A 15,174-nucleotide genomic window follows, 5' to 3' on the forward strand; every position below is an offset into this window, starting at 1 on the left:
GAGGTAGAAACCAATGAAAACAGTTCAGATTTCTTTAAATTCTATTGATAAGGTAAAATCTTTTGTAAATGATATCACTAAATTCGACTATGATTTTGATTTAGTATCCGGCAGATACGTTATAGATGCAAAGTCCATTATGGGCATCTTCAGCTTGGATCTGTCAAAACCGATTGACCTGAACATTCACGCAGAAGACAATGCAGAAGAAGTTCTTAATGCATTGAAGCCTTACATGATTTAATAATTGCGGATATTAAGCCCGGCAATTATTCATTGCATAAGCTAATGTAAAAAAGTAATGAAGAGCATTCGGAAATTAATCCGAATGCTTTTTTAATAATTTTAATTAGAAACGATTTTTATTTCTACCGTACAATAATCAGTTCATCATTTTTAAGCGCAGTATCTACCAGCTCGTCGATTTTTTCTTCCAGATTTTCTTCATGCTTCTTTATAATATTTAGATTCGGTTTTGTTACCGGATGCTTTGCCACAAAAATCGTACAGCAGTCCTCGTAGGGAAGTATGGAGGTCTCATAAGTATTGATTTTCTCCGATATTTCTACGATTTCCATCTTGTCGAATCCAATGAGCGGCCTGTATACCGGCATCGTACACACTTCGTTGGTCGCCGCAAGGCTCTGCAAAGTCTGAGAAGCGACCTGTCCGATGCTCTCACCGGTGATCAGCCCCAAACATTCCGTTTCCTGCGCGATTTTTTCTGCAATGCGCATCATGTAGCGGCGCATGATAATCGTAAGCTCTTCATGAGGGCATTTTTCATAAATATAAAGCTGAATATCCGTGAAATTAATAACATGCAAATATATGGGACCGGTATAGCGGGAAACCAGCTTTGCCAAATCCACTACCTTCTGCTTAGCCCTTTCGCTCGTATACGGAGGCGCATGGAAATATACCGCATCGATTTTCACACCGCGCTTCGCAATCATATAACCAGCTACCGGAGAATCAATGCCGCCCGATAAAAGAAGCATTGCTTTTCCTCCCGTGCCAACGGGCATACCGCCGGGACCGGGAATAATTTCGGAATAAATGTATATTTTTTCCCGGATCTCGATGTGCAGCATGATGTCGGGTTTATGCACGTCCACCCGCATTTCAGGGCAGTTATCCAGAATAACCCCTCCCATTTCGCTGTTGATTTCCATTGAGGTCAGGGGATAGTTCTTCCTCGCTCTTCTGGCGCATACCTTAAAGGTTTTATCCTTCTCAGGATATACTTCCCCGATGTATTTTAATATATCTTTGCCCAACTTTTCAAAACCCTCATCTTCCACATAGACGACAGGGCATATGCCGGAAATTCCAAATACCGTTTTTAGGTTGTCCACTACTTCATCGAAGTCGAATTCAGATAAGGCCTCTACATAGATTCTTCCCTCCGTGCGATAGACTTTAAACTCTCCTTCGCACCGCTTTACCGCATATTTTATCTGCTGTACAAGAGCGTCTTCAAAAATATAGCGGTTTTTTCCTTTTACACCTATTTCAGCATATTTTATCAAAAAAGCTGTAAACATAAGCATTCCTCCACGAATGTTCTTTATTCATTTCTGTAGCCGCCTGCGGATCGGGGCTATATTTTTCAGTTTATATCCTGCCCGCGGCCATTATGCCGCGGGTCCTATATCCACATGATTAACGCCTCGTATATTTACGAAGCATCGGTATTATATCATACATCGCTTGTAAAGTATAATCGATTTCCTCCGCAGTTGTAAAGACCGAAAAACTGAAACGTAAAGTTGATTCCATCAATTCCTTTTCCAATCCGATGGCTTTCAGCGTTGCTGAAGGTTGTGGCTTGCGTGCCGAACATGCACTTCCTGCCGATACGTAGATTCCCCTGTCCTCTAATGCATGCAAAAGAACCTCACTTCTGATTCCTCTTACCGATACGCTGACAACATGGGGCGCACTGTCCCTTCCCGTCAATCCGTTCACGGTAACATTTTCCAGTTTCGTAACTCCGTCTACGAATAGCTGCTTCAGGCTATACAGCATATTCACTTCCGCTTCCAAGTCGGTATAAATCATTTCCACGGCCTTTCCAAGGCCAGCGATTCCCGGTACGTTCTCCGTCCCGGAGCGAATGCCGTTTTGCTGTCCGCCTCCGAAAATAATCGGTTTTATTTTGACGTTTTCCTGAATATATAAAAATCCTACGCCTTTCGGACCATGAATTTTATGTCCGCTGGCGGAAAGCATATCGATATTCATCTTCTTGGGATAAATGCGTTCCTTGCCGAAGCCCTGAACTGCATCTACATGAAACAGCGCACCCGAATTTACTTTTTTAATGAGAGCGCCCGCCTCCTCTATCGGCTGTAATGCACCAATCTCATTATTCGTATGCATGATAGATACGAGTATCGTATCTTTCGTCATCGCTCTGCGCAAATCCTCCAAGCTTATAATTCCATTTTTATCCACCGGCAGATAAGTCACGTGAAAGCCCTGTTCTTCCAAATGCTTCATCGCCTGCATAATTCCGGGGTGCTCTACCTCCGTGGTTATCAAGCGTCTGCCCGCCCTATGGTTAGCAAGAGCACTTCCAATAAGGGCAATATTGTCGGATTCCGTTCCTCCCGAGGTAAAGTAGATTTCCTTTTCATTCACCTTCAAGGCTTTCGCAATGGTTTCTTTGGCATACCGGATGTAAGTTTCCGCCTGTACTCCCTTTAAATGCAGGCTGGACGGATTCCCATAGTCCCTGCACATCACTTGCGTCATCAAGGCCGCCACATCGTCAAAGCATCTTGTCGTAGCCGAATTATCTAAATATACTTCCATAATGTCTGCTATCTCCTCACGTACTATTCTATTATATGCTAAAGCCTATAAATTCGACTTTATACTTATACTATATGCCTATTCCTCCAATTGGTACATTATCCACGCAAGCATGGTAAGCCCTGCGGTCTCTGTCCGAAGGATGCGCTTTCCCATGGTAACAGGCACTATCCCGCTTTCTGTCGCTTCCTTTATCTCACTTTCCTCAAATCCGCCTTCGGGTCCGATAAATATGGCTATGGACTGTTCCTTTTTAAGCGCAGAAATGATGTCCTTGGTTTTTTGCATCCCTTTCGCCAGTTCATAAGGTATGAGGCGTATCTCCATACCCGCAGCATACCGTATGGCCTCCTTCATCGTCATGACCTCTTTAACCTGAGGGACGATACTCCTTTTGCTTTGCTTTGCCGCCGACTCAGCAATTGTCTGCCAGCGTTCTCTTTTTACTTTCGCTTTCTTTTCATCCAGCTTCACCACCGCACGTTTGGCGGATACGGGAATCACTTCCCAGACGCCAAGCTCTACCGCCTTTTGTACAATGAGCTCCATTTTATCTGCTTTGGGAAGTCCCTGAAAAAGGTATACCTTAGAAGAAAGCTCCACACCTTCCTCTTTCACGAAGCGAAGACTGCACACGATCTGTTCTTCCTCCAGCGCCTCAACTGCGCAGCGATATTCTTTTTCATCCACGCCGTTTCGCACCGAAAGCTCTTCTCCCACCTTCATGCGCAGGACGTTTTTAATATGCTTCACGTCGCTTCCTGTTATATATATCGTATTCCCTTGTATTTGGGAAGGGTTTACAAAAAAACTATACATATGAAAACCATGCCTTTCCGGTTTATCTATTTTTGCGCGGTTACCGATACCCATTCGCCCTGATAGGTAACCTCCAGAACATGGAGGCCTGCTGCCTCTACCGCCTCCTTTACCGTCTTCTCCTTATCGTCTATAATCCCTGATGTAATATAGATCCCGCCCGGCTTAAGCTGATTTACGATGACCGGAGTCAGTGGCACGAGCACGTCGGCCAGAATATTTGCAGCCACAATATCATAGCACTCATATCCGACTTTGTCCTGCACTTCTTTTTCCGTAATGATATTTCCTGTCATTACGGAAAATTTTTCAGGTAATATACCGTTCGCCTCTATATTTTCTCTGGTAGCTTCTATGGCGCAGGGATCTAAATCGGTCCCTACCGCCTCACCTGCGCCGAACATAAGCGCCAGAATGGCAAGAATACCGCTTCCCGTCCCCACATCCAGAAGCTTCGTTTCCGGGGTAATATATTTCTTAAGCTGACGGATACAAAGCTGTGTGGTCTCGTGCATTCCTGTTCCGAACGCTGTTCCGGGGTCGATGTGGAGAATCATTTTATCCTTGTCCTCTTCCTTTACTTCTTCCCACGATGGTATAACAAGCACGTCGTCGATATAGAACTGATGAAAATATTGCTTCCAGTTATTGATCCAGTCAATATCCTCCGTTCTGTCTACTACTACCGTGCCCTCACCGATTTCCATAAACAGGCGCAGATCCCCGAGCTCGTTTTCCACCGATTTAAGGATCTCCTCCGCCGTCGTATTCTCTCCGTTTACCTTTAAAGTTCCGTCTTCGTTTTCCTCCACAAAAAAGCTTAGATATGCCACTCCGTCGTCTTCTTGCGACTCCGGAGGAATATCCACGAACATCTGCTCCTTCTCCGCCGCCGTAAGCGGTACCTTATCCTCTATCTGCGCACCCTCTAATCCAATATCATACAAAGCACTTATAATGATATCTTCTGCTTCCGCCAATGTTTTAATTCTGAATTTCGTCCATCTCATATTATCATCCATGCCTTTCCGCAATCTTTTTCCATACTATGTTATAGAATTGCTGCATTGTAGCATTGCTAACACAATCCATTATCCGCCGCAACAGCCGCTTTTCCCGCATTTCTAGGGTGTGTCCGAAAACTGCCTGTGCCGGACTAAGCTATCATAACACTTTTTCTGATTTTTATAAAGGCATGAATTGCTCCTGCTCAAAACAGCTGACAATAATTTACAAAAAACTAAGTGTTTCAGCAATAGACAAGCATCATTACGATATTATATAATAGTTGTGTAATTTAATATCTACATATTATAATAAAAATTCAAAGGAATCGTTCAAATGAAGAAAAATCACAAATATTTATTTTATTCTCTTTTTTTATGTATTCCTCTTTTTTTTACGGCTTGCGGTAAAAATGAGGCGGATGAATTACCCTTGGGCGAAGTGAACGAAGCTCCGGCAGAACCGGAAGCTGTGACGGAATCGGAGGATGTTGCACCTGAGGAAGAAGGACTTCCTGTTATCGAAGACAGAAAAGTAGTAAACGGCGAAATGCAAAGTTATCTCACCGGTCAATGGGTCGATGAGAAGATCGCTACCAGACGCCCACTGGCCGTCATGATACCTAACAACGCGCAGGCAATGCCTCAATACGGCCTTTCGAAGGCGAGTATAATTTATGAGGCACCCGTAGAAGGACGTATCACCAGATTGATGGCTATCTTTGAAGATTACGACGAGCTGGATCATATCGGCCCTATTCGCAGCAGCCGCGATTATTACATCTATGTTGCTATGGGGTATGAAGCGATTTACTGCAACTGGGGCCTTGCGAGACCCTATGTGGAGGAGCTCATAGGCAGAGATACGGTACAAAATATAAGTGCTGCGGTAGAGGGCATTCACAATCCCTCCGATGAGGCATTCGGAAGAATCAGCAGACCCGGCTATGCCACCGAGTTTACCGGCTATCTGTTCATAGACGGTTTAAATAAAGCCATAGAACGCCATGAATACGAGACTCAATACGACGAAAATTATGTTCCTCAATTTACTTTTATTGCTGACGATAATTTCGCTGAATACGCCGAAAACGAAGATGTAACTCTTATCTATCCCGGCGGAAAGGAAAACAATGCCGGCGGTTACGGCGCATACAATCCGTACTTTAAATACAATGCTTCGGATAAGCTCTACTACCGTTTTCAGGATGATAAGGAACAAATTGACGAATACAATAAAGAGCAGCTCGCCGTATCCAACGTAGTACTTCAATATTGTCACGGCGAGGTACGGGACGAGAAGGATTATCTTGCCTTTGGAGTGCACGGAGAAGGCGATGCACTTATTTTTACAAACGGAAAAATCATCGAAGGAACTTGGAAACGCTATGACGGCGATAATACTCCCGCCAAGTTCTATGATAAGGATGACAATGAGATTGTCTTCAATCAGGGAAAAACCTGGATCTGTAATATTTGGCAGGAATATGGGGAATTTGTAGAATATGAATAAAACTTTTTAGGGGCGTGTGCTTATGATCGAAGAGCCGGGCGAATGATGATTGACTCATACATCCGCCCGGCTTTTAACAATCCTGAATCTATTTCCAGAACTTCTTTTTCTTATCCTTTACTTCTTCCGGCTCAGGACTGTTATTCTGAGTCGAACGGAGAGTTTTTCCGTTTTCCGCATCGAACTGCTTCAGCAGTTCCTTCGCCTCATTAGAAAGCTTATCGGGCACCTGGACTACCAAGGTTACATAGTGGTCTCCCCGAACTTCCTTGTTACGAAGTGACGGTATTCCTTTTCCTTTCAAACGCACCTTCGTGTCTGTCTGGGTTCCGGCCTTCACATCATAGATGACCTTGCCGTCCACCGTATCGATGACAATTTCGCCGCCTAACGCTGCAACCGGAAATGACATCGGCACAGTAGAATATATATTATATTCCTGGCGCTGGAATATAGGATGTCTTCCAACCACAACTTCGGCGAGAAGATCTCCTCTCGGTCCGCCATTGGTTCCCGGCTCGCCTTTATCCCTGATGCGCACACTCTGCCCATTATCGATACCGGCAGGAATGGATATCTTGATCTTCTTTCTGTTGGCAATATAACCGCTTCCATGACAATCGGCACATTTTTCTTTGACCACCTTGCCGGTTCCGTTACAATCCGGACAGGTCTGAACGTTTCTTACCGTTCCGAAGAAAGATTGCTGGGTAAATACCACTTGACCCTTACCGCCGCACTTGGGGCAAGTCTCCGGGCTGGTTCCCGGTTTTGCACCGCTGCCGTGGCAGGTGGTACATTCATCCTTGAGCGTAAGCTCCACTTCCTTTTCCACGCCAAATACGGCTTCTTCAAAGGTGATGCGTACGCTGGTTCGTATGTTCGCGCCCTTCATCGGTCCGCTGTTCGCTCTACCCCGACGACCGCCGCCGAAGAAATCTCCGAAAATATCTCCGAAAATATCTCCGAAATCAGCACTGTTAAAATCAAATCCGCCGAAGCCGCCTGCGCCGCCTTCAAATGCCGCATGGCCGTATTGGTCGTATTGACGTTTCTTCTCCGGATCGCTAAGTACGGCATATGCCTCCGAAGCCTCTTTAAACTTCTTTTCTGCCTCTTTATCACCTGGATTCATATCGGGGTGATACTTCTTAGCCAGAACTCGATATGCTTTTTTTACCGCAGCTTCATCTGCATTTTTATCTACTCCGAGAACTTCGTAGTAGTCTCGTTTTTGCTCTGCCATAACAAACTCCTCTTTATCGCTTTAAAGATTTACTTATAAAAAATATGAATAAGTCAACTTTCTTAGACATATCGTTCTAAGTATATAACAATTTCATCTTTATTGCATCAAATATATAGCCTTTAAAATATTAAATTTTTAAGCAAGATATGAAGTTCCTCTTATCAGAGGATTCCCTCTTATAAGGAGAACTTCATATTTTATCCGGAGGTCGCTCCTCCATATCGCTTATTTTATATTTATACTTCCCGGTAATCTCCGTCTACCACATCATCAGCCGGAGCAGAATCCGCATCTGCATTCATGTTCATATCAGGACCTGCTGCTCCCTGTGCCTGCTCGTAAACCTTTGCGAACAATGCCTGCGCATCTGTCATCAGCTTCTCCTTTGCAGCTTTCATCTCATCGATGTCGCTGTCGGACATTTCCTGATCCTTCGTTCTCTCAAGAACTGCCTTCAAAGCTTCCAGGTCGGCTTCTACCGTACTCTTTGCGGATGCATCAATCTTGTCGCCTACATCTGCCAAAGCTTTTTCTGTCTGGAATACGAAAGAATCCGCTTCATTTCTCGTGTCGATAGCTTCTTTTTTCTTCTTATCCTGCGCTTCGTACTCCGCCGCTTCCTTTATCGCTTTATCTATGTCGGTATCGGACATGTTGGAGCCTGCTGTAATGGTTATGTGCTGCTCTTTTCCCGTTCCCAAATCCTTAGCGGAAACATTTACAATACCGTTGGCATCAATATCGAAGGTAACCTCGATCTGCGGAATTCCACGCATTGCCGGAGGGATACCATCCAGTCTGAATTGTCCGAGAGATTTATTATCCTTGGCAAACTGTCTTTCACCCTGAACGACGTTGATATCTACTGCCGTCTGATTGTCTGCTGCCGTAGAGAAAATCTGGCTCTTCTTTGTAGGAATCGTCGTATTTCTCTCGATCAATCTCGTTGCAACTCCACCCATTGTCTCAATAGAAAGAGAAAGAGGAGTAACGTCGAGAAGAAGAATCTCGCCTGCGCCCGCATCCCCTGCAAGCTTACCACCCTGAATAGAAGCGCCCAAAGCAACGCATTCATCCGGGTTAAGGCTCTTATTAGGTTCCTGTCCGGTAAGCTGTTTTACCTTCTCCTGAACTGCAGGTATACGTGTGGAACCACCGACCAAAAGAACTTTCCCAATCTCAGAATTGGTAAGTCCGGCATCCTTCATCGCATTCTGAACAGGAAGCGCCGTTCTCTCTACGAGATCGTGTGTCAGCTCGTCAAATTTCGCTCTCGTCAGGTTCATATCGAAATGCTTAGGGCCTTCCGCCGTAGCCGTAATGAACGGGAGGTTAATATTCGTAGTTGTTGCGGAGGACAATTCCTTCTTCGCCTTTTCCGCTGCTTCCTTCAATCTCTGGAGCGCCATCTTATCATTTGATAAATCAACGCCCTCTTGCTTTTTGAATTCTGCTAACATCCAATCGATTACCTTCTGGTCGAAGTCATCGCCGCCGAGGCGGGTATCTCCGTTCGTAGCAAGAACTTCAATAACTCCGTCACCTATTTCAATGATGGAAACGTCGAAGGTACCGCCGCCCAAGTCATATACCATGATTTTTTGTTCTTTTTCATTATCCAGTCCGTATGCAAGCGCTGCTGCCGTAGGCTCGTTGATGATACGCTTTACATCGAGACCCGCAATCTTACCTGCATCCTTTGTCGCCTGACGCTGTGCGTCATTGAAGTAAGCGGGAACGGTAATAACCGCCTCCGTAACCGTCTCTCCGAGATAGCTCTCCGCATCTGCTTTTAATTTCTGAAGAATCATCGCTGAAATCTGCTGAGGAGAATATTTCTTATCGTCGATGGTGCAGCCTTTGTCGGTACCCATCTGCCTTTTAATGGACGCAATCGTCTTCTCCGCATTGGTCACTGCCTGACGCTTTGCAGGCTCACCTACAAGTCTTTCTCCAGTCTTTGTAAAAGCTACAACAGACGGTGTTGTTCTTGCGCCTTCTGTATTCGCGATAACGGTAGGTTTACCGCCTTCCATAACTGCCACGCAGCTATTTGTTGTTCCTAAGTCAATACCTATAATTTTGCTCATGATTAAGCCCTCCTAAATATATTGTTCAATTGATTTGCTCGCTAATTTATTCGCTGTCTGTCGATCAGCTTACAACAGCTACCATGCTGTGTCTCACTACCGTATCTCTGTACATATAGCCTTTTAATAGCTCCTGCGCGATGATTCCTGATTCATATTCCTCGCTCTCCACCTGCATTACCGCATTGTGATAATCCGGATTGAATTCCTGGCCTATCGCTTCTATGGGTTTTACTCCCAAGCTGTCGAGTTCTGTCATGAGCTGCTTGTAAATCATCTGCATTCCTTCCGCGAAGCCGCTTCCTTTCTCTTCCTCGGGAATGGTCGAAAGACCTCTTTCGAAGTTATCCACCACCGGAAGTATCTTCTCTATAATGCTTCTGGCTCCGGTCTCGAACATCATCGTCTTTTCCTTATCCGTCCGCTTTCTGAAATTGTCGAATTCCGCCATTTGGCGTCTTACCTTGTCCTCAAGCTCATCCACTTTTTGTTTCAGGGCTTCCTGCTTCTTATCCTTCTTTTTGAAAAATCCTTTGCCGGCATTTTCTTCATTTTCTTCGCCTTCTTCATCTTCCTGCACACATTCAGCCTCTTCGGCCTGTGCCTCTCCCTGACCTTCCAAAGAGATATCCTCCGGCAGGATTTCCTTGTCTTTTGCTTCCTCGCCGTCAATTATGATTTTCTTATCTGCCGGATCTTCCTTGTTCAATACATCCTGAATATCCTGTTCGTTTATATCTTTCTGCTCTGCCACTTCATTTATTCCTTTCTTTCCTACTTTTTATTTCTTTTGTTTATTCCCGCTTCTTATATAAATCATCCAGCTGGTGCATCAGCGTCTTTAACGTTCCCACTACCTTATCGTAATCCATACGTTTCGGTCCGATGATTCCAATGGTTCCTTTCATTCCCTCTTCCAGCTCATAAGTAGCCGTTACGACGCTGCAGTCCTTCATAGACTGTACCGGCGTCTCGTCGCCGATATATATCTGAATGCCGGTGTTATTTTCATCCAACAGCCGCTCTTCCACCAGCTCTTCCAAAAGCTTTTTTTCTTCGAATGCGGTAATCAGTTCACTGGCCTTGTGATTGTCTGCGAGCTCAGGGTACCTGAAAATATTGTTTGCTCCGCTTGTATATATCTCCAAGTCCTCATCCGCTTTGATCGATTCCGCTATAGCATCGATAACCTCTCCGATAATCGTGCTGTGTATACCCGCCTGCTGTTTCATTGCCGTTATCATGTTAAGATTTATTTCTTCCAGAGTAAGTCCATTCAAGTGGGTGTTAAGAAGGATATTTAATTTCAAAAGTGATTCGCTGTCCAGTTCCTCCTCCACCTGGAGCATGCTATTTTTTATTACATTGCCCTCTACAACGGTAACTACCAAAAGCTGATGGGAATCCACACGGGATAACTGTATAAATTTCAGTTTGTTGCGATGGTACTGAGGTGCCGAAATCATCGTGGCATAATTTGTATTCTGTGCCAGTACCTTCGCCACCTGCTTCAGAAGATGATCCATCTTATCTTCTTTTTCCAGCAGGATGCCTTTCAGCTCCTCTACCTCCCGTTCTTTCTCCTCCATCATCTGATCTACATATAATCGGTAGCCTTTGTCGGAGGGAATCCTTCCTGCGGAGGTGTGGGGCTGGATAATGTATCCAAGCTCCTCCAGATCTGCCATTTCATTTCTTATGGTAGCAGAACTCAGATTCAAATCCGTATATTTAGAAATTGTTCTACTGCCTACCGGTTCTCCAGTCTCAAGATAGTTGCGGATAATGGCCTGCATAATCTTTATTTTTCTTTCATCAAGCTGCACTTCATCATCCTCCCATCTTTATGACCATACTTTCTGCAAAATATGGAGACCCTTTGTTTTTTGTTAGCACTCAACATCTTGGAGTGCTAATACCTTCTTACCATAAAATATCACTTACCCTATACAATGTCAACAGATAACTTCAAAATTATTTATAAAAAAAATATGAACAGAAGATTCCAACCGGAATTTCTGTTCATATAAAAAAATCTTACCTGTATGTGTCTGAAAGCTGCAAAGTGAGGCAGTTAGAACGGTGCCGTGAGGTTTCAAACACACCCTGATTAAATAAAGAAGTTTCCAGAAATATCGCCGTTAAACACGTAATATGCGATACTTTCTTCCGGCTTCACATAAAGCTCCAATGACTTGTAAGCTTCATCGCTCTTATGTAAATCGTATTTCCAAACATCCTCTGCTATTTTTGTAAGGTCCTCCATGCTGTAGGACTTTCCGCCAAATTGCAGACTGATCACTTGTTTTACATCTGTATTCTTTGCCGATCCTTTGGCCGTGGTCTTTTTCGCCGCTTTCGTCTCCTTCTTAGCAGGAGTTTTCTTGGCCGCAGGCTTAGCTGCTTCCTTCTTCGCAGCCGTTCCTGTGGTGTCCGCACTTACAGTAGATTTAACGGTTGATGTCTTCTTCGTCTCTGTCATAGGTTTTTCTCCTTTCACATTCGATTATGCCGGATTTCGATTTCATCGAATTCCGAACTGAATCGAACTCACAAATACAATCCAAATACCACATTTTCCCAATCCCATCCATAAAAGTCTACCGTAATTCAACTGTCTTGTCAACTCTTTAACAAAGTAGAGCGACAAACAAGTGAGCTAAGAGCGGGCAAAGATCATAAAGTAGGCTAGAACAAGGATTCCCAGCACAATTCTATACCATCCGAATATCTTAAAGTCATGTTTCCTTATATATCCCATGAAAAAGCGGATTACAATAACGGAAACCACGAAGGCTACTATCATGCCGACCGCCAGAATCGTCCACTCCGCCGTAGTGAATACCAACCCGAACTTCACAAGCTTTAAAAGGCTGGCCCCGAACATTACCGGAATAGCGAGGAAAAAGGTGAATTCTGCCGCTATCGTTCTGGATACACCCAGAAGCAAGGCTCCTATAATCGTTGCCCCGGAACGTGAGGTTCCGGGAAATATTGCTGCGATCAGCTGCCAGACGCCGATGATAGCTGCGGTCTTATAAGTGAGCTGTGACAAATCTGTAATTTTCGGCGCTTTGTTCTTACTTATGTTCCTATTCTCGATTACGATAAACAGAATACCGAACACGATGAGTGCGATTGCCACGCATGTATAATTATAAAAAAGCTCGTCAAACAAGTCGTCAAACAAAACTCCCACAATTGCCGCCGGTACGCAGGCAACCAGTATTTTAAACCAGAGAGTAAAAATATCCTTTTTAATATGGGGTTCCTTTTTCAAGTCGAAAGGAAATATCTTATCCCAGAACAGAATCACTACTGCCAGAATCGCCCCAAGCTGTATGACTACCAAAAACATCTTCCAGAACTCGGGCGATACATCCAGCGAAACGAATTCGTTAAGCAGAATCATATGCCCCGTGCTGCTGATGGGCAGCCACTCCGTAATACCTTCCACGATACCGAACAGCACCGCCTTCAAAATTTCTATCATTATCAAACCTCCTCCGACAGGCGTGCAGCCTTTTTCATCTGCCGTCCATCTGTTTCATCATATATTAATATATAACGAAAGCTTTCATTTTATTTCTTCATTCCTTACGATAAATACTCCAGAAGCTCCACGTAGCTTTCCTGTGCATCCTTGTAGCCTTCCTCATACAAAGCCTTCAGCTTCTGCGCATCCTTCTCCACTCTTCCTACCTCGCTTATCCTCTTAGGACGGATTATGAACGCCTTTCCTTCTTTTTCCTGCTCCTCCAGATAGGTCAAGGTATCGTTGTATTCTCTATGTCTTTCCTTCATCAGCTCATATACTTTGGGATACCTGACATAGCGGGCTTTTACGAGCGAGAGGCCGGAAGAAGGCTTTCTGCGATAGCCTGTCTCCTTAGTAAGTATTACCACATTTTTTTCATTTCCGTCGGAAATAGATTTTTTTATAGGAATAGAATCCGCTACGCCTCCGTCCAGATATATTTCTCCCCCGATCTTCACGTTACGGGATACGAGAGGCATAGAACTGGAAGCCCGTACCGCCTGAATATCGCTGTGCATATCCTGAAGCTGTATGTACTCCGCCTCTCCCGTCCTGATATTAGTTACTACCGCATAGGCCTTACCCTCATATTTATTAAAGGTATCATAATCATAAGGATCCAGATAATTCGGTATCAGATCATAACACATATCCGTTCCGAACAAATCCCCTGTTGTGAAAAGGCTGTAAGGACTGCAGTACCTCTTATTATCCAGATAATTCACCCCTACACGATATCCGCGCTTCTTCTGTTTCGACAAAAAGCTGCATAAGTGACAGGCCCCCGCCGATACACCGTAGCAAGAGGAAAATTCCATTTCTTTATCGAGAAAAAAATCCAAAACACCGGCAGTATAAATCCCTTTCATGCCGCCGCCTTCCAAAACAAGACCAGCCTGATACATAACAATACTCCTTCCTTTTATAACAGTTTAACGATACTCTGCTTCCACGAATTTCCGAAGGGCCGCCAAAGAACGTTCCACCTTCTCCGTGCCGATACAATATGCCATACGGAAATATCCCGGGCATCCGAAACTGTCGCCCGGAACCAGAATCAAATCATAATTCTTCGCCTTCTGGCAGAAAATCTTCGCATCCTCTTCCAGCGCTTTCGGGAAAATGTAGAAGGTGCCGCCCGGCTTCACACAGGTGAAGCCGAGATCTGTAAGCTCTTTGTATAGAAGATTCATATTCGTTTCATATACAGATAAGTCAGAAGTTTCGTAAAGAACCTCTGCCACCGCAAGCTGCACAATAGAGGAAGGACAGTTATGTCCGATCCCTCTGGAAATCTGACCGCACATATTGACGATGGTCTCCGCGTCCCTGCATGCAGGGTTTACCGCAATATATCCGATTCTCTCGCCGGGGATGGACAGCGACTTTGAATAGGAATAACAGCTAATGGTGTTATCGTATACCTTCGATACGTAGATATCCTCCACTCCCGCAAATACGATTTCCCTATATGGCTCATCGGAAATCAGATAAATATCATGACCATATTCTTCAGATTTCTTCGTCATAGTCTCCGCAAGCTTCTCCAAAGTCTCTTTTGTATAGACAATGCCGGAAGGGTTGTTAGGCGTGTTGACCAGAACCGCCATCACCTTTTCATTAAGCATCTCCTCAAAACACTCAAAATTGATCTGGAAAGTCTCCGTATTCGGAGGTACCACCTTGAGCACGGCACCGCTCAAATCGATATAAGGATGATATTCCGGAAAAAACGGCGCGAATGTCAACACCTCATCTCCGGGCACCGTGACGGCCCGGACCGCATGAGAGATAGCTCCTGCCGCTCCGGCTGTCATAAATATATGTTTATATGTATAGCTCATGTTAAATCTCTTGTTCAGGGACTCCGCAACCTTTTCCTTCACGGAGATGATTCCGAGGCTGGGACTGTATCCGTGAAGCGCCATCGGATCGCATTTTTCGAGCAGGTCTACCATCGCCTGCTTAAACTTCTCCGGAGCAGGCACAGAAGGGTTGCCGAGGCTGTAATCGAACACATTCTCATAACCGATTTCCCTGCCTCTGGCAGTTGCATATTCAGACAACTCTCTGATAACGGATTTCGCGCCTAACATGTCTCTATATTTTGCTGCAATCATTCTATCGTTATTCTCCTTTCA

At 44.6% G+C, this 15,174-nt stretch carries 15 protein-coding genes; 2 read left to right on the forward strand and 13 right to left on the reverse strand.

What is annotated here, in order from left to right:
* Positions 1-13 precede the first annotated feature (13 nt).
* The gene (locus V6984_RS19250; RefSeq protein WP_342757217.1) at positions 14-244 is read left to right on the forward strand and encodes an HPr family phosphocarrier protein; all 231 of its coding nucleotides are present in this window, start codon (positions 14-16) and stop codon (positions 242-244) included.
* Between the two features lie 124 nt (positions 245-368).
* Here the strand turns inward: V6984_RS19250 and thiI are convergent, their stop codons facing one another.
* The 4 genes from thiI to prmA all read right to left on the reverse strand — a co-directional run bounded on the left by thiI (position 369) and on the right by prmA (position 4,649).
* Positions 369-1,547 (reverse strand): tRNA uracil 4-sulfurtransferase ThiI, encoded by a 1,179-nt coding sequence (gene thiI, locus V6984_RS19255; protein WP_342757218.1) that lies wholly within the window; start codon positions 1,545-1,547, stop codon positions 369-371.
* 118 nt (positions 1,548-1,665) lie between these two features.
* Positions 1,666-2,820, reverse strand: a complete 1,155-nt coding sequence (locus V6984_RS19260) for a cysteine desulfurase family protein (protein ID WP_342757219.1) — start codon at positions 2,818-2,820, stop codon at positions 1,666-1,668.
* Positions 2,821-2,898: 78 nt separating this feature from the next.
* Positions 2,899-3,639 carry a 16S rRNA (uracil(1498)-N(3))-methyltransferase gene (locus V6984_RS19265; protein ID WP_342757220.1) on the reverse strand — a complete coding sequence of 247 codons (741 nt, stop codon included), beginning with the start codon at positions 3,637-3,639 and terminating at the stop codon, positions 2,899-2,901.
* A 26-nt stretch (positions 3,640-3,665) separates the two neighbouring features.
* Positions 3,666-4,649 (reverse strand): 50S ribosomal protein L11 methyltransferase, encoded by a 984-nt coding sequence (prmA, locus tag V6984_RS19270; RefSeq protein WP_342760054.1) that lies wholly within the window; start codon positions 4,647-4,649, stop codon positions 3,666-3,668.
* Positions 4,650-4,980: 331 nt separating this feature from the next.
* On the opposite strand from prmA, the gene V6984_RS19275 reads away from it, so the two are divergent.
* Complete coding sequence (locus tag V6984_RS19275; RefSeq protein WP_342757221.1) at positions 4,981-6,156, forward strand: DUF3048 domain-containing protein; 1,176 nt, start codon at positions 4,981-4,983, stop codon at positions 6,154-6,156.
* An 88-nt stretch (positions 6,157-6,244) separates the two neighbouring features.
* Here the strand turns inward: V6984_RS19275 and dnaJ are convergent, their stop codons facing one another.
* The 9 genes from dnaJ to V6984_RS19320 all read right to left on the reverse strand — a co-directional run bounded on the left by dnaJ (position 6,245) and on the right by V6984_RS19320 (position 15,153).
* Positions 6,245-7,402 (reverse strand): molecular chaperone DnaJ, encoded by a 1,158-nt coding sequence (gene dnaJ / locus V6984_RS19280; RefSeq protein WP_342757222.1) that lies wholly within the window; start codon positions 7,400-7,402, stop codon positions 6,245-6,247.
* 239 nt (positions 7,403-7,641) lie between these two features.
* Positions 7,642-9,495: a molecular chaperone DnaK gene (gene dnaK / locus V6984_RS19285; RefSeq protein ID WP_342757223.1), complete on the reverse strand. Its 1,854-nt coding sequence runs from the start codon at positions 9,493-9,495 to the stop codon at positions 7,642-7,644.
* 64 nt (positions 9,496-9,559) lie between these two features.
* Complete coding sequence (gene grpE, locus V6984_RS19290) at positions 9,560-10,249, reverse strand: nucleotide exchange factor GrpE (protein ID WP_342757224.1); 690 nt, start codon at positions 10,247-10,249, stop codon at positions 9,560-9,562.
* Positions 10,250-10,289: 40 nt separating this feature from the next.
* Entirely contained in the window at positions 10,290-11,291 is a 1,002-nt protein-coding gene (gene hrcA, locus V6984_RS19295) for a heat-inducible transcriptional repressor HrcA (protein WP_342760055.1), read from the reverse strand.
* A gap of 314 nt (positions 11,292-11,605) precedes the next feature.
* Positions 11,606-11,977, reverse strand: coding sequence for a DUF6465 family protein (locus V6984_RS19300; protein ID WP_342757225.1), 372 nt, complete (start codon positions 11,975-11,977; stop codon positions 11,606-11,608).
* Entirely contained in the window at positions 11,946-12,089 is a 144-nt protein-coding gene (locus V6984_RS19305; RefSeq protein ID WP_342757226.1) for a hypothetical protein, read from the reverse strand. Before V6984_RS19305 ends, V6984_RS19300 begins: the two co-directional genes overlap by 32 nt.
* Positions 12,090-12,154: 65 nt before the next feature.
* A complete protein-coding gene (locus V6984_RS19310) occupies positions 12,155-12,988 on the reverse strand; it encodes an undecaprenyl-diphosphate phosphatase (protein WP_342757227.1) in 834 nt (277 codons plus the stop codon).
* A gap of 104 nt (positions 12,989-13,092) precedes the next feature.
* Positions 13,093-13,938 (reverse strand): patatin family protein, encoded by an 846-nt coding sequence (locus tag V6984_RS19315; protein ID WP_342757228.1) that lies wholly within the window; start codon positions 13,936-13,938, stop codon positions 13,093-13,095.
* Positions 13,939-13,965: 27 nt separating this feature from the next.
* Entirely contained in the window at positions 13,966-15,153 is a 1,188-nt protein-coding gene (locus V6984_RS19320; RefSeq protein WP_342757229.1) for a pyridoxal phosphate-dependent aminotransferase, read from the reverse strand.
* Between the last annotated feature and the right edge of the window lie 21 nt (positions 15,154-15,174).

Source organism: Kineothrix sp. IPX-CK (assembly GCF_039134705.1).
Classification (GTDB): domain Bacteria; phylum Bacillota; class Clostridia; order Lachnospirales; family Lachnospiraceae; genus Kineothrix; species Kineothrix sedimenti.

Coding starts and splice junctions, on each gene's coding strand:
- V6984_RS19250 (WP_342757217.1), top strand. CDS start 14: ATGAAAACAGTTCAGATTTCTTTAAATTCTATTGATAAGGTAAAATCT.
- thiI (WP_342757218.1), bottom strand. CDS start 1,547: ATGTTTACAGCTTTTTTGATAAAATATGCTGAAATAGGTGTAAAAGGA.
- V6984_RS19260 (WP_342757219.1), bottom strand. CDS start 2,820: ATGGAAGTATATTTAGATAATTCGGCTACGACAAGATGCTTTGACGAT.
- V6984_RS19265 (WP_342757220.1), bottom strand. CDS start 3,639: ATGTATAGTTTTTTTGTAAACCCTTCCCAAATACAAGGGAATACGATA.
- prmA (WP_342760054.1), bottom strand. CDS start 4,649: ATGAGATGGACGAAATTCAGAATTAAAACATTGGCGGAAGCAGAAGAT.
- V6984_RS19275 (WP_342757221.1), top strand. CDS start 4,981: ATGAAGAAAAATCACAAATATTTATTTTATTCTCTTTTTTTATGTATT.
- dnaJ (WP_342757222.1), bottom strand. CDS start 7,402: ATGGCAGAGCAAAAACGAGACTACTACGAAGTTCTCGGAGTAGATAAA.
- dnaK (WP_342757223.1), bottom strand. CDS start 9,495: ATGAGCAAAATTATAGGTATTGACTTAGGAACAACAAATAGCTGCGTG.
- hrcA (WP_342760055.1), bottom strand. CDS start 11,291: ATGCAGGCCATTATCCGCAACTATCTTGAGACTGGAGAACCGGTAGGC.
- V6984_RS19300 (WP_342757225.1), bottom strand. CDS start 11,977: ATGACAGAGACGAAGAAGACATCAACCGTTAAATCTACTGTAAGTGCG.
- V6984_RS19305 (WP_342757226.1), bottom strand. CDS start 12,089: ATGGATGGGATTGGGAAAATGTGGTATTTGGATTGTATTTGTGAGTTC.
- V6984_RS19310 (WP_342757227.1), bottom strand. CDS start 12,988: ATGATAGAAATTTTGAAGGCGGTGCTGTTCGGTATCGTGGAAGGTATT.
- V6984_RS19315 (WP_342757228.1), bottom strand. CDS start 13,938: ATGTATCAGGCTGGTCTTGTTTTGGAAGGCGGCGGCATGAAAGGGATT.
- V6984_RS19320 (WP_342757229.1), bottom strand. CDS start 15,153: ATGATTGCAGCAAAATATAGAGACATGTTAGGCGCGAAATCCGTTATC.